This is a genomic window from Cypionkella aquatica, assembly GCF_030161095.1.
GTDB lineage: Bacteria > Pseudomonadota > Alphaproteobacteria > Rhodobacterales > Rhodobacteraceae > Cypionkella > Cypionkella aquatica.
The window spans coordinates 107,122-126,071 of the sequence record NZ_BSPP01000004.1; the positions used below are offsets into that span (position 1 = coordinate 107,122).

The following is an 18,950-nucleotide window of genomic DNA, read 5'->3' on the forward strand; positions in this document are numbered from 1 at the left end:
ACCGGGTGCCGCGCCAGCCATTTCAATGTGATTTCATCACGGCAGCTTGGCCATAAAGGCCGCAAATTCCGCATCCAAGATCGGCACAACATGCTGCGCTGCAGGATAGTCCCGGCTTTCGACATCGCTGCGGAATTCGTTGAATGCGGCGATGCGCTCGGCCTGCAAGCGATCATTTTCAGCCGCAAAATCGCGGTAGGTCTTGGCATGGCGCGGGCGATGGCCACGGGTGTAGCCCAGCACATCTTCGGCGAAAAGATACTGCGCATCCGCCCCCGGCCCCGCCCCCATTCCCAGCATGATCAGGCTGCTCCGCTTGGAAAGCTCTGCCGCAACGCGGTCCGGCACCACCTCCAACTCGGCCGCGAAAGCCCCGGCGGCTTCCAGCGCCACCGCCTGTTGCCACAGCGCCAAAGCCCCCGCGCTGGTCTTGCCGACCGCCTTGAAACCACCGGTCCAAGTGCATTTCGACGGGATCAGCCCCAGATGCCCAACCACCGGAATCCCTTCATCCGCCAGCGCCCGCACCGTCGCAAGCGACGCGGCGCAATAGACGCAATCGCCGCCTGACTGCATCGCTTTATGCGCCGCGCGCAGGTAGTCTTCGCTGGTGACAAGCTCGCGGTAAGGCAGGCCGATCTGCACAAAGCAGTCCCCCGCCGCAGCCCGCATCGCAGGCGACCAATAGCGCGCCTCGATCGACAGCATGTCGATATGTGCCGCCGCCGCGGCTGCAGCTTCTTCGGGGGTGATGACGTAAAGCATGGTGATTTGCCGCTTGCCCTTCAGGGCGCGGATATCGGCGACGGTGGGTCTCATCTATGGTCCTATGATAGCAGAAATTCAGGCGCCAGATCGCGGCACGCCCATCCCCCCGCCCGCAACGCCCAAGCGTTGCAAGTCAAGCTGGCGGATGAAGATGCACACGCTTTGACGCTGCCGCCCAATGCGGTCGTCCTTACTGTCAAATCTGCAATGTCCAACCCGCTATGGCAACTCTGGCCGATGGATCTGCAACGCTTCCGCTCAAATCCTATCAGAGGCGTAGATCATAAATGCAAGTTTATTGCATACGCCCATCCACCCTGACGCTACAGCGAAAGTGCCAGCTTGCGCCCCTCGTGAAACGCATAGGCCGCCAGCCGAGGTGCCACACAATCGCCGATCCGCAGCGTTTGTTTGCCCGCGATCACCTCGGGAAACGGATCAAACGCCCGGTTCGTCGTCGCCATCACCAGCCCCGAGGCGGCCAAAACCGTCTCCTCTCCGGTCAGCAAGTTGCGCAACGTCGCGCCATTGCCATGCCAGCCCGCGATACAAGTTTCGGTCTTGAACACCACGCCCAACTGCGCCAACCGCCGCCGCGCCGCGCCATCCGCCGCCGTCCGCGCGATTTCCTTGCCGACAAAAGCCTCGGGCGTCACAATCGTCACCGCTTTGCCCGCCTCGGCCAAAGCCCAAGCCGTGCCAACGCCGCGCCAGTTCGAGCCTTCGTCATAAACGATCACCGCATCGCCCAACCGCGCCTCGCGCCGCATCACCTCTTCGGGCGACCACACACCGCCCAACTCCAGCCCCGGCAGGCTTTCCAGATGCGGCAGCCAGCGTTGAAACGCCTTTTCGTCTGGCAGCGATCCCGTCGCCAGCACCACCACATCGGCCCCATGCGCCGCGATGTCATCGGCGTCGAGATAGGTGTTCAGCCGCAAAGTCACGCCCAGCTTTTCAAACTGCCGCTCATACCAGCCCATCAAATCCAAGATCTGCGCCCGCCGGGGCTGCATCCCAGCCAACCGGAACTGTCCGCCGATGACCGGCAAGGCCTCAACGATTTCAACGCCGTGGCCACGCTCTGCCGCAGCCCGCGCCGCCTCCAGCCCTGCGGGCCCTGCGCCGACTACCAGCACAGACTTGCCCTGCGCCGCGGTCTCAAACCGATCACCGCCCCATTCAAATTCGCGCCCCACCGACGGGTTGATCAGGCAGGAAATCCAGTAATCCCGGCTGCGCCGCCCCCAGCACATCTGATTGCACGAAATGCAGCCGCGAATATCTTCGGCGCGGCCTTCGGTTGCTTTGCGCGCCAAATGTGGATCGGCAATCTGCCCGCGCACGATCGACACCAGATCCGCCTCACCCGAAGAAATAATCGACTCGCCGTTTTCCGGCGTCCGCACCCCGGCCTCAGAGGTGATTTTGATGGTCTTCGCCAATGCCTTAAGCTGCGCTGTAAGCGGCGTCGTCAGCTTTTCGCCATGGGTGAACGGCGGGATGATCGCGTCAAACTCCAGATAGCTGCCCGCCCCCACCGTCACATAATCCAGATGCCCGGTGTCATCATGCAAGCTGATGATCTCACACAGATTTTCTGCCGAAAGCGTGGCAGAATAGGCGGTTGAATAGCTGACCGCCATGCCAATGATAAAATCCTCACCACAAGCGCGGCGGATATTTTCCACCAGAACCCGCGAGAACCGGGTGCGATTCTCCAAGCTGCCGCCCCATTTATCATCGCGCTGGTTCGACCACGGGGTCCAGAATTGATCGAGCAGGGAATGATAGGCCGCCCAAACCTCGACCCCCTGAAACCCCGATTTCTTCGCCCGGATCGCCGCATCCAGATGCGCCGCCAGCAATTCCTCAATCTCGGCTTCCGTCATTTTATGCGAGCCATCGCTGTCGTGATACGACGGCCCACCCGAGGGCGACCAGTGTGGCGCGAAGCTCAAGTCTGAATCGCCATGCGCGCCAACATGGTAAAGCTGCTGGCAGATCACCGCCCCCGCCTCGTTCACCTTTTGGGTAATACGCTGAAAGTGCGGTATAATCTCATCCGACCCATACAGCATATTGCCCCGCGTCAGCACACCCGTGCTATGCACCGGCACAGGTTCGGTCACGATCATCGCAGCGCCGCCCAAGGCACGTTCGACAAAATAGCCCGCCATCCGTGGACCCGGAATCCCCTGATCCGACATATTGTTGGTATGTGCGCCGAACACGATGCGGTTGCGCAGGGTCTGGCCTCGCATCTGCAATGGTGAAAGCAAACGGGGATGCGCGGTCATGGCGTGGCTCCTGCTGTGGCTAAGCCCAGCAAAACCTAACTTGACATATGTGTCAAGTTTCCACTTCACGTCCAAATGCAAAACGCCGCCCGGTCAGGGGCGGCGTCTATCTTTCATGTGGCTTAGGCCAGTTCAGAATCCCAGCCCGAGATCGCCTTGGCCTCAAGGAACTCTTCCAGCCCCCAATGCCCACCTTCGCGCGCCCGACCCGAGGCTTTCACCCCACCAAACGGCGAGCCCGCGCCGCGCGATTGGCCGTTCATCTCAACCATGCCAGCCCGCAATTGCCGCGACAGCCGATTGCGCCGCGCACCATCGCTGGATTGCACATAATTGGTCAAACCATAGGGCGTGTCATTGGCGATACGCACGGCCTCTTCTTCGGTGTCAAACGGGATGATCGACAGCACCGGGCCGAAGATTTCTTCCTTTTCAATCGTCATCCCAGGCACCACATCGGCGAACACCGTCGGCTTGACATAAAAGCCGCGGTTGAACTCTTCCGGCAGCCCCGGACCGCCTGCCACCAGCCGCGCACCCTCGTCGATGCCCTTCTGGATATAGCCCTGAATCTGTTCCCATTGCCGTTTGTTGACCACCGGGCCGATGTGCTTGCCAGGCTCATGTGCCGAGCCAACCTTAATGGAATCAGCCACTTGCGCCGCGATCGCCACCGCTCGATCATAGATCGGGCGTTCGACCAGCATCCGGCTTGGCGCGTTGCAGCTTTGACCCGAGTTGTTCATCATATGCCGCACACCGCGTTCCACCGCTTTGTCATCAGCATCGGCGAACACCAGATTGGCACCCTTGCCGCCCAGCTCCAACGTCACGCGCTTCAGCGTTTGCGCCGCTGCAGCCGAGATCGCGCGGCCAGCGCGGGTCGATCCGGTGAACGAGATCATCTCAACATCCGGGTGCGACGACAGCACCGCGCCAACGCCCGGCCCATCGCCATTGACAAGGTTGAACACCCCCGGCGGCACGCCTGCGTCATGGCAGAATTCCGCGAACAACAGCGCGTTCAGCGGGCTTTCCTCGGATGGTTTCAGCACGCAGGTGCAGCCCGCCAAAATCGCCGGGATCACCTTCAAGGCAATCTGGTTCATCGGCCAGTTCCACGGTGTGATAAGCCCCACCACACCAATCGGCTCCAGCGCGATACGGTCATTCGGCGCATGCGGCCCCAGCGGGCGCACCCATTCCAGCGCATCAAACGCGGTCAGGAAGTTGGTCGCGTGCCACGGCAGGCAAGGCGCTTGGCTGGACCGCGCCATATCAATCGGCGCGCCCATTTCAATCGCGATTGCATGGGCCAGCTCTTCCAACCGCAGCTCGTATTGCTGCAAAATCTTCACCACCACTTCGCGCCGCACCGCAGGCTCTGTCGCAGCCCAAGCTGGAAACGCCGCCTTGGCTGCAGCCACAGCCGCATCGGTATCGGCCGCCGACCCCAGCGAGATGACCGCGCAGGGTTCTTCCGTTGACGGGTCAATCACCTCGCAATCGCGCGGCACAACCGGGGCCACCCATTTACCGTTGATATAGAAATCACGTTTGATGATCATGCCAGACTCCTGAATTTGATCATAATATGGCAGCGCCAAGCCGACCGCACAAGCCTTGGGCCGACAAGAAATGTCGCGCAGCGCACAGCCGAAACGCAGCAGAGTTTCCACCCTAACCGCCTTTGCGCAGAATTTCTTTCCCTTCTGACGGCAGCTCGACGCGGGATAGTGAAATTCCGTTCCAAATCGCTTACATAAACCGCATCAGACAGCCCCAGGAGAACACATGTCTATCCGCATCAACGACGTAGCCCCGGATTTCACCGCCGAATCCACCGCGGGCACCATCCATTTCCATGATTGGCTCGCGGGCGGTTATGCGATCATTTTCAGCCATCCGCGCGATTTCACCCCGGTCTGCACCACCGAATTTGGCGCGGTCGCCCAGCTTGCGCCGGAATGGGCCAAGCGCAACACCAAAGTCATCGGCGTTTCGGTCGATTCGGTCGCCGACCACGGCAAATGGAAGCGCGACATTGAAGCCTTCGGCGGTGCGCCCGCTGATTTCCCGATCATCGACGACACCAGCCTGACCGTTGCCAAGGCTTTCGACATGCTGCCCGCCGATTACTACCTGCCAACCGAAGGCCGCACCCCCGCCAACACCGCGACGGTGCGCACCGTTTACATCATCGGGCCGGATAAAAAAGTCCGCCTGTCGATGACTTACCCGATGTCAGTGGGCCGCAACTTCGCCGAGATCCTGCGGGCTTTGGATGCCGTGCAGGCCACCGACGGCGTGCCAATCGCCACCCCCGCCAACTGGCAACCGGGGCAGGACGTGATCGTCGCGCTTAGCCTGAACAACGACCAAGCCACCGAGAAATTCGGCGCGCTGGATATCAAACTGCCGTATCTGCGGTTTGCCAAGCAACCGAAGTAACGGTCGGCCTCAGCGATCCCATTGGGCAACCTCTGCCAGCACAATGGGATCGCAACGCCCCTCCAACACTTGCGCATAGATCGGACGAAACTTTGTGTAGTTCGCCTCGAACGACTTTTTCAGGAAGGGAAAGCCCATCTCGGCCAGCAGCGCTGGGTGGAGAAGCAAGATAAATTTCCCGGCGCAGGGCAAATGTATATAGTCTTCGGCTTGCTTACGCCACTCCGGCTGCCCACGAAGCGCAAGCAGCGGCGTGACAACCAATGCGCGATTTTTTCGCCGCCTTGCATCCCACTGCAGCAAAGCGACCAAGTCGTCATCACTCAATCGGCCAATCGCCGCGACAACCTCCGCAAAATCCCAGCGTGCGCCGACGCTAAAGCCGCGCTGACGAAAATGCTCGGTCATCTTGCATTCGCATTGGCGGATCGTCCATCTGCGATTGTTGCAGACCGGAAGGTTGCGCCAATAATCAGCGAATTCAGGGCTTTCAACCAGAGACTGCCCGAAGGCAAAGGCGTAGGATTGCAGATGGTTCGGCGCGCTCCGCCGTTTGGGCCGCGCCATCACCGCGCCGTAAATATCCGCTTTCTGCGCCATAACATGATCCAGAAAATCTTCCCCTGACAGGGTCGGAAACCAGATGGAATCATTCAGCACCAACAAACCCTTCATCGGTACTTCACTGTTCAACAGATGCAGAATCCCGTCACGATAGCCGCCGAAATCATAGCCAAAGTTCGGCCGCTCCAGCATCTCAAAACAATAGGGAGACAGCGTTGCCCGATCACCCTCTGACAGCACGGCGTTTGACACAATCAGGCAGCTATATCCCTTCGCCGAAAGATAACGACACGTTTCAAAGGTCGAGGCCAGTACGCCCTTGGGCTGATAAAGCAAAACCAACGCTACGTTTGGCCCGCGCGTCCGAGAGCCCATCGTGAGGCGACTTGTGCGCGATTTGCGGCGATCATGCAGCTTGCGAAAGATCGGCGCGCTGGCAATCAGAAAGGGAAACTTGGCTTGATCCAGTGTGCGGCGCACTTCACGCTTAACGATCCACAGAGGTGGCATGTTGAAACTCTTAACCTATTGGGAAAACCAGCAGCTTAGATCCAGGAACGACTTGTGACGGTGTCAGGGCAAGCCGAAATGCTCCGTCATCGCAGCAATTGCGATATCATTTCCGCTCATGCCAGCTTTCCCCCGATTGCGCGCCCGCAGGCTTTGGCTTTGCGATCCCGGCCATTCCAGCACGCGAAAACGCGGCCCAAGGTGACGCACAATCGTGCCTTGCCTGCGTGCCATCCAATACAGCCAGACGTCGTCAGAATAGGGCGCGAGTCGCGTGAACAGATCAGCCCGCACCGCATCAGGATGAAGGCTGTGCGGCGGATAAAGCACCCCGCCCGCCCCTGTTGCAAAGATATTGCCGCCAGCGCTGGTCTGACCAAAGACATTTCCACTTGCGATGGCGCGTCCAATGTCCAGATCCCAGTCCTCATACGACTTCATCTGGCCGTCGGGCTTGTAAGTGATGCGATGCGCCCGATGTGTCAGCACTTGCCCCGCATACAGCTTTGCCGCACGAACCAGATCTTCCAGCCAGTTTGCCCGATAGTACACGTCGTCGTCCGCCGTCACGATATAGGCGTCGGGCTGCTCGGCCAGCAACGGAACTATCTTTTTGTAGGATCGCGTATCCGAAGTAGCCCGGATCTGAAAACGGTCTGACTGCATGGCCAAAACCCGAGGCGGAAGCGAGCCGAAATCCGCCTCAGCCACCCACAGCAGCACCATATCTGGTTGAACCGTTTGCGTCAAAAGCCCGCCCAGCGTCAGATGCAGCACATCAAACCGGGCAGCATAGCTTGTGAGTGATACAAAAAGCAGATTTGGCAACCCGTGCGGCCGTGCGACTATGCTGCGCGCTTCAATCTCTCGGATCGCACGATTGACCCGAAAATGGTTCTTTGCGTTACGAAACCAACCCATGACTGCCATTCAAAAATTTCGAGTTAAGCCTAGCGGCTTTGTCGTCACAAAAACACACAAAACTTGACACGACGACACCTCAGCACAAACGCCAAGGCACTCTGACAAAAAAATATGACGGGCACGGCGTATGCCATGCCCGTCACAATCCGCTGTAAAAGCTTACGCGTCGGCTTCTTCTTTGCTTTCGGTGATCTCAAGACCAGTTTCCTGATCGACCATCTTCATGCCCAGACGCACCTTGCCGCGATCGTCAAAGCCCAACAGCTTGACCTTCACTTCTTGACCCTCTTTCAGGATCTCGTTCGGGTGGTTCAGGCGCTTGTTGGCAATCTGGCTGACATGCACCAGACCATCGCGCTTGCCGAAGAAGTTCACGAATGCCCCGAAATCAACCAGCTTCACCACTTTACCGGTGTAGATATGGCCTTCTTCCGGCTCTGCCACGATCGACCAGATCATGTCATAGGCCTTCTTGATGTTCTCAGCCGACGACGACGCGATCTTGATGATGCCTTCGTCGTTGATGTCAACTTTCGCGCCCGACAGCTCAACGATCTCACGGATCACTTTGCCGCCCGAGCCGATCACTTCGCGGATTTTGTCGGTCGGGATCTGCAAGGTTTCGATTTTCGGAGCATATTCCGAGAACCCTTGCGGCGCAGACAGTGCCTTGTTCATCTCACCCAAGATGTGCAAACGGCCATCCTTGGCTTGCGACAGGGCCTGCGCCATGATTTCCGGGGTGATGCCAGCCACCTTGATATCCATCTGCATCGTGGTGATGCCGTTGGCGGTGCCTGCAACCTTGAAATCCATGTCGCCAAGGTGATCTTCGTCGCCCAAAATGTCGGTCAGCACAGCAAAGCGACCGTCATCTTCCAGAATCAGACCCATAGCCACGCCAGCCACTGGCGATTTCAGCGGAACGCCCGCATCCATCATCGACAAAGAGCCACCGCAGACCGAAGCCATCGAGGACGAGCCGTTCGATTCCGTGATCTCCGACACCAAACGAATGGTATACGGGAAATCGGTTGCCGCAGGCAAAACGGCCTGCAAAGCGCGCCATGCCAGTTTGCCATGACCAATCTCACGACGACCCGGCGAGCCGACACGACCCACCTCGCCCACCGAATAGGGAGGGAAGTTGTAGTGCAGCAGGAAGTTGGAACGCGAGTTGCCGTGCAAAGCGTCGATGATCTGCTCATCTTCGCCCGTGCCCAAAGTGGTCACAACCAGACCTTGGGTTTCGCCACGGGTGAACAAAGCCGAACCATGGGTACGCGGCAGGATACCGGTTTCCGACACGATCGGACGCACGGTCGCATTGTCACGCCCGTCAATCCGCGCGCCACCGTTGATGATGTCGCCACGCAGGATCGAAGCTTCCAGCTTTTTGATCGCCGAACCAAGGTTCAGATCGGCCTTGTCTTCGTCCGACAAAGCACCCTTGATCGCCGAAACAGCCGCCGAAATCGCCGAAGTCCGCTCTTGCTTGTCACGAATAGCGAAAGCCGCGCGCATCTGCACTTCGCCAGCCGCTTTCACACGACCATAAAGGTCCGCATAATCAGGGGCCTGGAAGTCGAAAGGTTCTTTGGCACATTCTTCTGCAAATTCGCAGATCATGTCGATCACCGGCTGCATCGCCGCATGACCGAACTTCACAGCGCCCAGCATTTCTTCTTCGGTCAGCTCGTAGGCTTCCGATTCCACCATCATCACGGCGTCTTTGGTGCCCGCAATAACCAGATCCAAACGCTGATCCGGGTTGTTGCGCAGCTGATGCATGTCATCAACAGACGGGTTCAACGTGTAGTTACCACCGGTGAAACCAACGCGCGCCGCGCCAATCGGCCCCATGAACGGCACGCCAGAAATCGTCAGCGCCGCCGAAACGGCGATCATGGCGACGATATCCGGGTCATTCTCAAGGTCATGGCTCAGCACGGTCGCCATCACCAGCACTTCGTTCTTGAAGCCTTCAACAAACAGCGGGCGGCAAGGACGGTCGATCAGACGCGAGGTCAGCGTCTCTTTTTCAGACGGACGCGCTTCGCGTTTGAAAAAGCCGCCCGGAATTTTCCCAGCGGCGTAGTATTTCTCTTGATAATGCACGGTCAGCGGAAAGAAATCCTGCCCCGGTTTCGGCGCGCGCGCATAAGTCACGTTGGCCATAACGCTGGTTTCGCCCAAAGTGGCAATAACCGAGCCATCAGCCTGACGGGCAACCTTGCCCGATTCCAGCGTCAGCGTTTCTTCGCCCCACTGGATGGATTTTTTAGTCACGTTGAACATCTATCGTTCCCTATATGGAAGCACCCACAGGCCCCTTGCCCGTGACTCCCGTTAAATCGCGGCCCCATTGCCGCCGCCCCCTATCCTGATGCATGCGGCCGGGGGCAGGCCTCATATCGCAGATTGCGCGCGTTTACAGGAAAATGGTGCGTTTGGGAAGCAGGGTCTTTGGGCCCCTGCAAAGCCAAAGCGCGCGCCTTTGCAGACGCGCGCCAATATGGCCAACTCCGCCGCTTAGAACGCGACGACGCCCTGCTCACCCGCATCAGGCTTCTCGCCGGTGAACTTGGCTTTGGCGATCTCATACAGAAACTTCACACCACTGGTCGGCGTCACCGAAATCTCGCCGCTTTTCGGCGTGAATCGCAGCAAGCACACGTCAGGATCGTTCTTGCCGCCTTCAAACCAGGCATCAGCCGCAAAGCTCCAGACTTCATCCAGCACTTGTTGGTCGGTCGAATGCGCCAACGTGCCGTCAATATCGCCGTAAAGACCTGCGCCACCGTCCGCAATCACCAGCTGCGCATCGCGCACGCCCGCCTGCACACCTTTGGCCAGATCAGTGCCCTTAGCCGTGATAAACCAGACAACGCCGGGATATTTGTCATCCAGCTGCGGCGACATCGCAACCAGCTTGCCCTCGCCCTTGATGCCCAGCATCGCCGCTCTGACATCTGCCATGCGAGCCCAGAATTCTTGCTTCAGTTCGCTCATAACAATCGCCCTTCATCTGTTGCGCTTCTGCCAAGACAACCCGGTCGCGGCCAATACGTTCCAAACGAAAGCAAATTCCCCCAAACGCAAAACGCCCGCGGCTTGCACCACGGGCGTTCCGAAACCTATGCCGTAAAGCTTAGCGACGCAGGCCGAGGCGCGCGATCAGCGAAGCGTAACGGGCTTCATCTTTCGACTTCAGATAGTCCAACAGCTTACGACGCTGAGCAACCTGCATCAGCAGACCGCGGCGCGAGTGGTTGTCTTTCTTGTGCGATTTGAAATGCTCGGTCAGGGTCGCGATGCGCGACGACAGGATCGCAACCTGAACTTCCGGAGAGCCGGTGTCGTTCTCTTTGGTCGCGTATTCTTTGATCAAGCGGGCTTTTTCTTCAACGGTAATCGACATCGTAATCTCCTGTTAAGAGGGTTGCGGCACAGGCCGGGATGTCGTCCAGCAAGGCCAATGACACCGCCTTCACAGACGGATGCGCGCGTATAGGTGGATTTCGGCGCAAAGGAAAGCCGATTCGCGGCAGGCACCGGACCGCACCGGCCATGGCCCCCCTCGTTTACCAAGCCACAGGTTTTTCGCCAATCTGCGCAAACAATTTTTGAAATCGGAGCGACTCCGTGATAGGCTGAACAGGTTATTATCTTTTCAGGCCAATAGGTTAACGAAGATAATGGTTAACAAAAGGTTAACGCACCGCCTAAGTCCCTTGTTTTCAGTCACTTCTGTTTTCAGTCGTTTCGTCGTCGGAGGTTGTCATCATGTTCGGTTTGCTGGGTTTGCTAGGCGCTGCTTTCGCAGGTGTCATGATGGATTCAATGGCACGCCTTGGCGACGGACCGGATGCCGAAGATCAAGACGATGACGACAGCGTGCATGAAGATGACAGCGCAGATACCAACATTTTTCACATGCTGTCGTCACGCGATGGCACCAGCGGCGGTGCCAGCCCCAACGCAGACGCCTCTAACGATCCTCTGGGCGGCACAGAAGATGATGGCGTGATCGCTTCAAACGACGACACCCCAGCCCCCGCCGAAGACCTTTGGCTCAGCGGCGATGATCTGACCAATATGCTGGGCGGTGGCGCCGGACAGGATAGCCTTAACGGCCATGGCGGCGATGATGCGCTGGCCGGATATGACGGCGACGACAGCCTTGATGGCGGCGACGGCGATGATGCGCTGAATGGCGGCGCGGGCGATGATACGCTGCTTGGCGGTCTCGGCGCAGATCTTCTGCACGCCGGGGCCGACGATGACCACCTTGATGGCGGCGACGCGGCCGATACGTTGCAAGGCTGCGAAGGCGACGACAGCCTGATTGGCGGCGCGGGCAACGATAGCCTGATCGGCGGCGAGGGCAGCGATCAACTTGCAGGTGGCACGGGCGATGACGCGCTTGATGGCGGCATGGGCGATGATCTGTTGGCCGGTGGTGCGGGCAGCGATACGCTCGATGGCGGCGACGGCAATGATACGATCTGGGGCCAATCCGAAGCCGAACATGACGATAGCGCCGATTTCCTGAACGGCGGCGCGGGCGATGACAGCCTGATGCTGGGCGCAGGCGATTACGGTAACGGCGGCGACGGCGCCGACAGCTTCCACCTGCTCGACATTCACCCCGATGATCCGCCGATGCAGATCACCGACTTCAACCCGCAAGAAGATGCGCTGGTGGTGATGTATGATGCCGCCACCCATCCCGATCCGCAATTGACCATGGAAACCACAGCGGCGGGCACCACTCTGCTGCTGGACGGCGTGCCGCTTGCCAGCTTGCAGGCCATCGCCAACCTTGATCTCAGCAGCATCACGCTGCAAGCCGCCTAAGACCAACCTAAAGCCAAAGCGTCGGCTGCACCTGATAGCCAATATACAGCGGATGCTTGGGCGCGCCCGCCAGCGTCAGCCCCAGATGATACAGGGGCAACCCCGTGGCCCGCAGCAACGCTGCCACCGCCAACCCGCGTCCCAAATGCGCGCCATGGCTGCCCCACCCGCAAATAACCTGATCCGCCCAGTCCGCCCCTTCGGCAATCGCCGCATCGTTGCCCGGCCCCACCGGATCAAACTGCGCCCGCATCACTTTCGGATCGGTGGCACGATAGGCAAAGATATTCGCGACCCGAAACGCACCAAACCCCAAAGCCCGCGCGCGCCGCTCACAGCGCTCGACCGTCGGATCATTCTGCACCTCGGTCGCGGTGGACGGATTAAGCATCACAAACAGCGCCTTACGCCCACCCGGAACCCATTCCCGCGTCAGAGTATAGCGGTAAGCCTCGCAAGGCGAATACACCGCCACACTTTCCGCATCGCCCTTCAAATGCCGCCGCGTGATCATAAACGACACTCCCACTTTAAGCCTGCCCACTCCCCAACCGTCAGAAGACTCCGGCGGGAGTATTTCAAAAAGAGCAAATCCTTAAGCAATTGCTCTTTTTGAAATACTCCCCGCGGAGCGTACAACCCAGCCACCCCGCGCAGCGCTACAAACCAAAAACCCGGCAGCGCCGCCTCGGGTGGCTCGATGCCACCCGAGGCGGCACCCGGCTTTCAGTTAAAAACCCGGCTCGGATGCAATTCGCCCGATTTGTAGATCCCCACCGCCACGGCGCGGCCCTGATAGCTGGCCCAAGCCTCATCGCCGTAGCCGACCGAAGATGCCAAAACCATGCCCGGATTGCCGTTCTTCAACCGCGCCGCCCCCTCAGGCGTGCAGGGCAATTCCGGCAAATCCGCCAGCCCCAATTCCAGCGGCTTCAAGAACGCATCCAACTCCGCCGTCTTCGCCAGCGCATCAATCTGCGCGACCGAAATCCCCTCGGCTGCCGTAAACGGCCCCGACCATTCCCGCCGCAACCACGCCACATGCCCCAGACAGCCCAAAGCCGCGCCCAGATCGCGGGCGATCGCGCGGACATAGCCGCCCTTGCCGCAGACCATCTCCAGTTCCACCTGATCCGCCGAGGGCCGCGAGATCAAAACCAACTGCTCTACCCACAAGGGCCGCGCCGCCAGATCCATCGCCTCGCCTTCCCGCGCCAGATCATACGCCCGCTCGCCGTCCACCTTTACCGCCGAAAACTGCGGCGGAACCTGCTGAATATCGCCGCGAAACGCCGCCAGCGCCGCCTCAATCTCCGCATCCAAGGGCCGCAGCGCCGACTCTGCAATCACCGAACCCTCGGCATCATCCGTCGTCGTCGCAGCCCCCAGATTGACCATGAAGCGGTAACATTTCAGCGCATCCGTGACATAAGGCACCGTCTTGGTCGCCTCACCCAAAGCAATCGCCAACACCCCCGTCGCCGCAGGGTCCAGCGTGCCCGCATGGCCCGCCTTCTGCGCGTCCATCGCCCATTTCACCTTGTTGACCACGGCGGTCGAGGTGATCCCGGCAGGCTTGTCCACCACCAGCCAGCCCGAAACCGCCCTACCTTTTTTGCCGCGCGCCATCGTGATCTCCTGTCAAAGCCCGCCCGATAGCCCCCGGCCAGCGCTAGGTCAACGCGGAACCACCACACCCAGCATCGGCCCCATCGGAAACCCGGCATCATGCCGCCCCGAATCGTGATCATAGAGCCGCGAGATCGAGCCGTCGAAATACAACGCCTGTGGCAGCCCCAGCCCATCGCGGAACAGCCGCGCGAAGGCGTAGAAATTCACCGCCTGATTGGAAATCGCAAACACCGCCCGGCTGCCATCCTCGGATGTCCCCACGCCATTGCGGATATTCACCGACTCCGAATCGGCCAGAAATTTCGGATGCAGCGCGCCATCAATCACCAACATCGGCCCCGATTGCGTCGCATAGCGGCAGTCGGGCTTCTCGGCTTCAAAGGCCAAAGTCTCGATCACCCGCAAGCGATCCCCGACACAAAAAACGCCATTCGGCACCAGCCCGAAATTCCCCGGTCCCGCCCGGGTGACCAGCGGTGTCGCCTGTATCCCATTCTCGACATACAGCCCGACCGGCGCCAGATCGTGATGATACATCCCGCCATTCATGGCGAAATCCAAGCGCTGACCCTGCTGCGCCAGCACCTTGTCAACTGCCGCAAAGCTGCCCAAAGCCCCATCGGCCCCGCTGTGAAACAGCCGCACATCCGCCGCCGAACTCACTTCGCAAATGGTGTAGGATGTGCCCTCAAACGCCATGTCCCGGCAGCCTGCGAAAGCTGCCCCGCCCCAAACCGCCAGCATAAATGCCAGCCGCCACACGATTATTCCAAAGCCTCGGGGGCCTCATCCGGCTTGGCAATATCCGCCTGCACCTTGGGGTCGGCAAACAACCGTCGCGCGTCCTCCAGCCGATCAAACGTATCATCGGGCCGGAACCGCAGCTCGGGCGAATGGCGCAACGTCATCTCGGCTGACACCCGCTTGCGCAACTCCCATGCGTTTTTCGCCAGCGCCGCAATCGCCTGCTCTACCGTGGCCCCGCCCATCAGCGGCATCACATAAACCGTTGCCACCTTCAGATCGACCGAGACGGACACTTCCCCCACCGTGATCGACATGTCGTTCAGCACCTGATCATGCACCTCGCCGCGTGCCAAAATCTCCGACAACGTGCGCCGGATCAATTCGCCAACCCGAAGTTGACGCTGCGAAGGCCCTTTGGCCGAATAAGAACGTGTGTTTGCCATGCCGCCGTTTACGCCAATCCGCGGCCGCCCGCAACGCCGGGCTTTCACCCCCCCGTCGAAACCGCTAAACCCGGCCAAAATGCGAGGCACACCATGACCCAACTTCCCGGCATCACTGTCACAGGCGCCTCTGGCCGTATGGGTCAAATGCTGATCAAAGGCATCACTGCACACCCGGCAGCCCGCCTTGTCGGCTGTATTGAACGTCCGGGCCATGCTTGGATCGGCCAAGACATCGGCCTTTGCATGGGCGGCGCGGCGATCGGAGTCACTGTCACCAATGACCCGCTCGAGGCCTTCGCCGTCTCGCAGGCTGTGATCGACTTCACCGCCCCCAGTGCCACCGTTGAATTTGCCGCCCTCGCCGCCCAAGCCCGTGCCGTGCATGTCGTGGGCACCACCGGGCTGGAGCCCGCGCATCACGCCAAACTTGATCTTGCTTCCCATCACGCCGTGATCATCCAAGCCGGCAATATGAGCCTCGGCGTCAACCTGCTGACCCGCCTGACGCAGAAAGTCGCTGCCGCCCTTGATGCCGACTGGGATATCGAGATCATCGAGGCCCATCACCGCAACAAGGTGGATGCCCCCTCGGGCACCGCCCTCATGCTTGGCCAAGCTGCCGCCGATGGTCGCAACATCGACCTTGCCACCGCCAAACAATCCGGCCGCGACGGCATCACTGGCGCGCGCAAACGGGGCGACATCGGCTTTTCGGCGATCCGCGGCGGCGATATCGTCGGTGAACACGATGTGCTGTTCGCCGCTGATGGCGAACGCATCATCCTGCGCCACCTTGCCACCGATCGGACAATTTTCGTGCGCGGCGCCCTGAAAGCCGCCCTCTGGGGCCAAACCCAAAAACCCGGTCGCTACGACATGATGGACGTGCTGGGCATCTAGCCGTCAAAATTTGCTTTAGATTGTCACCCTCTTTGCCCGAATATCCGGAAGGATTCGGATTTAGCCTCAATCCTTCCATCAAAACCCGCCCAACCGCCTGATCCAATCCAGCTACCGCTACGTAAACCGAAGGTACCCAATCAAGGTGTCCTCATGCGCAGCATCTTCGCTTTCCTGCTTCTCAGCGTTCCGGCCTTGGCCGAAACCTATCAGCCGATCACCGAACGCAGCGCGTTTGTAGAGATCATTGCCAAGCATGAACTGCGCATCGGGCTTTACAATCTCAACCTGACCATCACACCAAAAGGTCAGATCACCGGCAGCGCTTTGGGCTGGCAGATCACCGGCGATTGGACATGGAAAGACGGCTATTTCTGCCGCAAGCTGGATTGGAGCGGCACCCCAATCCCGTATAACTGCCAATTGGTCGAAGCCAAAGGCAGCGAAAAGCTGCGCTTTACCACCGACAAAGGCGCAGGCGAATCCGCTGCTTTTGAACTCAGATAGAAAGCAATTTCTATCCCTTGTGGGTTAAAACTCAAAAACCCCAACCTACAGAGATTTGTCCCAGCTGGGACAAAATCAGCCCGTGCAAAATCAGCCTGCGCAAAATCAGAAATCGACCGCCAAGCCCTTCTTCTCCCAGTCGCCATAGCGCACCGGTTCCGGCCCCTTGCGCCCGCCCAATTCGACCGGGCGTTCAACCAGATCAGCAAGACGCCGACGCTCTTCGGCCTCAGCCAAGGCGCGCAGGGCAGCGGGGGGCAGATCAGAGGCATCCATCATCGCGGTTTCCTTGCGGCTTATGCGCTCTTGATATACGGCCAAGCCAGACATTCTCAAGGGGCAGCAGATGGCAGAGGCAAACGCAGGCTTGGGCGCACGGGCCGCAACCTTGGCTATTCTTGCGGCGATCATGGAAGAAGGCCAGACCATGGCCACCGTGCTTGCCAACAAGAACGGCGCGCTGAAAGGCGTGGGCCCGCAAGACCGCGCCCGCGCCCAGCGTCTTGCCCTGCAAGTGATCCGCCTGCTGGAGCCGGTTGACCGCCTGCTGGAACCGCATCTGCGCAAAGCCCCACCCTTGGCCGTGATGAACATTCTGCGGCTTGCGGTCACCGAATTGCACGACGGCTCTGCCGCGCATGGTGTGGTCAATGCGGCAGTAGAGCTCGCACGCAAGGGTCAGAAAACCACCCATATGGCCGGCCTGATCAACGCAGTCTTGCGTAAAATCCCCGCAGGCGCGCCGCTGCCAGGCCCCGCGCAAATGATGCCGCGCTGGCTGCGCCAACCGCTTGTCCACGCCTATGGCCGCGACGTGGTCAGCGCGATTGAAACCCTGCAAGCCAAGGCCCCGCCGCTCGACATCACGCCGCGCGGCGACACGCTGCCCGAAGGCACTGCCCTGCCGACCGGATCAATCCGCCTGTCAGAACCCGGCCAAGTCTCTGCCCTGCCCGGCTTCGCCACCGGTGATTGGTGGGTGCAAGACGCCGCCGCCGCCCTTGCCGCCCCCCTGCTGGCCGCAAAAGCTGGCGAGAAAATCCTCGACCTCTGCGCCGCCCCCGGTGGCAAAACCCTGCAACTCGCCGCCGCTGGCGCGCATGTCACCGCGCTGGACATCTCTGCCCCAAGGATGGAGAAACTGCGCGATAACCTCACCCGCACCCGTCTGCAGGCAAAACTGGTTGTCGCCGATGCCCTGCATTGGCAGCCCGAAACGCTGTTCGATGCTGTGCTGCTGGACGCCCCTTGTTCCGCTACAGGCACAATCCGCCGCCATCCAGAACTGCCGTTCCTGAAAGACGGCTCTGAACTGGCCGAGCTGACGGCCCTGCAATCGCAATTGATCGACCGTGCGTTGATGTTCCTGAAACCCGGTGGCCGCTTGGTGTTCTGCACCTGCTCTCTGCTGCCAGAGGAAGGCGAAGCGCAACTCAGCGCCGCGCTCGCCCGCCATCCCGGTCTGACAGTGCAGCGCCCCGACCTGCCCGGCATTGATCCGGCTTGGATCACCCCTGAAGGTGGTTTGCGCCTGCGCCCCGATTACTGGGCCGACATCGGCGGCATGGATGGCTTCTTCATGGCCAGCCTGATCCGCGCTTAGGCCTTTTTCCCCGCGAACAGCCGATAATACAGCCAATCCGGCAGAAACTGACTGCCCCGGAACAGCCACGAAAACACCATCGGAAAACTGCGCTTGAAGCGCGTGGTTTTCATCAGCGCCAGCATCTCGGCCGCCGCCTGTTCCGGCTCCATCAGAAACGGCATGTTGAAATCATTCTTCGCGGTCAGTCTTGTGCGAATAAACCCCGGATTGCCCAGCTGCACCCGCACGCCAGTCCCGCGCAGGTCGGCATAAAGACTTTCCGCCAAGGTCATCACCCCGGCCTTGCTGGCGGCATAGCCCAAAGCCCCCGGCAGACCCCGAAACCCCGACAGTGATCCTGTGATCACCAGATGCCCCGCCCCGCGCGCCACCATCGCGGGCAGCACGGCCGCCACAACCCGCGCACAGCCGGTGAAATTCACATCGCACATCGCCTCTAGCTGGGCCGCATCCACCGCTTGCGCTGTCATCGGCCAATAGACGCCTGCCAGAAACACCACACCGTCCAACGGACCGATCTCAGCCACAGCCTTCGCAACCGAAGCCGCCTTTGCCACATCCACCACCACCGCCGTCGCACCCGGCACGCGGCCGCAAGCCTCGGCCAAGCGCCCCGGATCGCGCGCCGACAAGATCACCTTCGCGCCCTCTGCTGCCAGGGCCTGCGCCAGCGCCAAGCCCAGCCCATCGCTTGCCCCAACCAACCAATAGCGTTTGCCTGCAAACTGCATAACA

Annotated in this window: 19 protein-coding genes; 5 read left to right on the forward strand and 14 right to left on the reverse strand. The window is 60.1% G+C overall.

What is annotated here, in order from left to right:
* Positions 1–36: 36 nt before the first annotated feature.
* The 3 genes from QQJ98_RS04120 to QQJ98_RS04130 all read right to left on the reverse strand — a co-directional run bounded on the left by QQJ98_RS04120 (position 37) and on the right by QQJ98_RS04130 (position 4,636).
* Positions 37–819 carry a 3-methyl-2-oxobutanoate hydroxymethyltransferase gene (locus QQJ98_RS04120; protein WP_284324061.1) on the reverse strand — a complete coding sequence of 261 codons (783 nt, stop codon included), beginning with the start codon at positions 817–819 and terminating at the stop codon, positions 37–39.
* 272 nt (positions 820–1,091) lie between these two features.
* Positions 1,092–3,068: an oxidoreductase gene (locus QQJ98_RS04125; protein WP_284324062.1), complete on the reverse strand. Its 1,977-nt coding sequence runs from the start codon at positions 3,066–3,068 to the stop codon at positions 1,092–1,094.
* Between the two features lie 122 nt (positions 3,069–3,190).
* Positions 3,191–4,636 carry an aldehyde dehydrogenase family protein gene (locus QQJ98_RS04130; protein WP_284324063.1) on the reverse strand — a complete coding sequence of 482 codons (1,446 nt, stop codon included), beginning with the start codon at positions 4,634–4,636 and terminating at the stop codon, positions 3,191–3,193.
* A 226-nt stretch (positions 4,637–4,862) separates the two neighbouring features.
* Between QQJ98_RS04130 and QQJ98_RS04135 the strand changes: the two genes are divergently transcribed.
* A complete protein-coding gene (locus tag QQJ98_RS04135) occupies positions 4,863–5,519 on the forward strand; it encodes a peroxiredoxin (RefSeq protein ID WP_284324064.1) in 657 nt (218 codons plus the stop codon).
* A 9-nt stretch (positions 5,520–5,528) separates the two neighbouring features.
* On the opposite strand, the gene QQJ98_RS04140 is transcribed toward QQJ98_RS04135, so the two are convergent.
* The 5 genes from QQJ98_RS04140 to rpsO all read right to left on the reverse strand — a co-directional run bounded on the left by QQJ98_RS04140 (position 5,529) and on the right by rpsO (position 10,938).
* Positions 5,529–6,593, reverse strand: coding sequence for a rhamnan synthesis F family protein (locus QQJ98_RS04140; protein ID WP_284324065.1), 1,065 nt, complete (start codon positions 6,591–6,593; stop codon positions 5,529–5,531).
* Positions 6,594–6,656: 63 nt separating this feature from the next.
* Positions 6,657–7,421, reverse strand: coding sequence for a glycosyltransferase family 2 protein (locus QQJ98_RS04145; protein WP_284324066.1), 765 nt, complete (start codon positions 7,419–7,421; stop codon positions 6,657–6,659).
* A gap of 255 nt (positions 7,422–7,676) precedes the next feature.
* Positions 7,677–9,815, reverse strand: coding sequence for a polyribonucleotide nucleotidyltransferase (gene pnp, locus QQJ98_RS04150; RefSeq protein ID WP_284324067.1), 2,139 nt, complete (start codon positions 9,813–9,815; stop codon positions 7,677–7,679).
* Between the two features lie 234 nt (positions 9,816–10,049).
* Entirely contained in the window at positions 10,050–10,529 is a 480-nt protein-coding gene (locus QQJ98_RS04155) for a pyridoxamine 5'-phosphate oxidase family protein (RefSeq protein WP_284324068.1), read from the reverse strand.
* Between the two features lie 139 nt (positions 10,530–10,668).
* Positions 10,669–10,938 (reverse strand): 30S ribosomal protein S15, encoded by a 270-nt coding sequence (rpsO, locus tag QQJ98_RS04160; RefSeq protein ID WP_284324069.1) that lies wholly within the window; start codon positions 10,936–10,938, stop codon positions 10,669–10,671.
* A 410-nt stretch (positions 10,939–11,348) separates the two neighbouring features.
* Between rpsO and QQJ98_RS04165 the strand changes: the two genes are divergently transcribed.
* Entirely contained in the window at positions 11,349–12,377 is a 1,029-nt protein-coding gene (locus tag QQJ98_RS04165) for a calcium-binding protein (RefSeq protein ID WP_284324070.1), read from the forward strand.
* 7 nt (positions 12,378–12,384) lie between these two features.
* Here QQJ98_RS04165 and QQJ98_RS04170 read toward each other — a convergent pair whose 3' ends face one another.
* From QQJ98_RS04170 to rbfA, 4 genes are all read right to left on the reverse strand, one after another.
* Positions 12,385–12,891 carry a DUF1643 domain-containing protein gene (locus QQJ98_RS04170; RefSeq protein ID WP_284324071.1) on the reverse strand — a complete coding sequence of 169 codons (507 nt, stop codon included), beginning with the start codon at positions 12,889–12,891 and terminating at the stop codon, positions 12,385–12,387.
* 212 nt (positions 12,892–13,103) lie between these two features.
* Entirely contained in the window at positions 13,104–14,006 is a 903-nt protein-coding gene (gene truB / locus QQJ98_RS04175; protein WP_284324072.1) for a tRNA pseudouridine(55) synthase TruB, read from the reverse strand.
* A 48-nt stretch (positions 14,007–14,054) separates the two neighbouring features.
* Positions 14,055–14,753, reverse strand: coding sequence for a phosphodiester glycosidase family protein (locus tag QQJ98_RS04180; RefSeq protein WP_284324591.1), 699 nt, complete (start codon positions 14,751–14,753; stop codon positions 14,055–14,057).
* Positions 14,754–14,773: 20 nt separating this feature from the next.
* The gene (gene rbfA / locus QQJ98_RS04185; protein WP_284324073.1) at positions 14,774–15,199 is read right to left on the reverse strand and encodes a 30S ribosome-binding factor RbfA; all 426 of its coding nucleotides are present in this window, start codon (positions 15,197–15,199) and stop codon (positions 14,774–14,776) included.
* 93 nt (positions 15,200–15,292) lie between these two features.
* On the opposite strand from rbfA, the gene dapB reads away from it, so the two are divergent.
* Together dapB and QQJ98_RS04195 are read left to right on the forward strand one after the other, a co-directional pair.
* Positions 15,293–16,102, forward strand: a complete 810-nt coding sequence (dapB, locus tag QQJ98_RS04190) for a 4-hydroxy-tetrahydrodipicolinate reductase (RefSeq protein WP_284324074.1) — start codon at positions 15,293–15,295, stop codon at positions 16,100–16,102.
* Positions 16,103–16,255: 153 nt separating this feature from the next.
* Positions 16,256–16,609: a dihydrodipicolinate reductase gene (locus tag QQJ98_RS04195; RefSeq protein ID WP_284324075.1), complete on the forward strand. Its 354-nt coding sequence runs from the start codon at positions 16,256–16,258 to the stop codon at positions 16,607–16,609.
* Positions 16,610–16,714: 105 nt separating this feature from the next.
* Here the strand turns inward: QQJ98_RS04195 and QQJ98_RS04200 are convergent, their stop codons facing one another.
* Entirely contained in the window at positions 16,715–16,888 is a 174-nt protein-coding gene (locus QQJ98_RS04200; protein WP_284324076.1) for a DUF1674 domain-containing protein, read from the reverse strand.
* A gap of 67 nt (positions 16,889–16,955) precedes the next feature.
* Between QQJ98_RS04200 and QQJ98_RS04205 the strand changes: the two genes are divergently transcribed.
* Positions 16,956–18,212 carry an RsmB/NOP family class I SAM-dependent RNA methyltransferase gene (locus QQJ98_RS04205; protein ID WP_284324077.1) on the forward strand — a complete coding sequence of 419 codons (1,257 nt, stop codon included), beginning with the start codon at positions 16,956–16,958 and terminating at the stop codon, positions 18,210–18,212.
* Here QQJ98_RS04205 and QQJ98_RS04210 read toward each other — a convergent pair.
* The gene (locus tag QQJ98_RS04210) at positions 18,209–18,946 is read right to left on the reverse strand and encodes an SDR family NAD(P)-dependent oxidoreductase (protein WP_284324078.1); all 738 of its coding nucleotides are present in this window, start codon (positions 18,944–18,946) and stop codon (positions 18,209–18,211) included. The two genes, QQJ98_RS04205 and QQJ98_RS04210, sit on opposite strands and share 4 nt — an antisense overlap.
* Between the last annotated feature and the right edge of the window lie 4 nt (positions 18,947–18,950).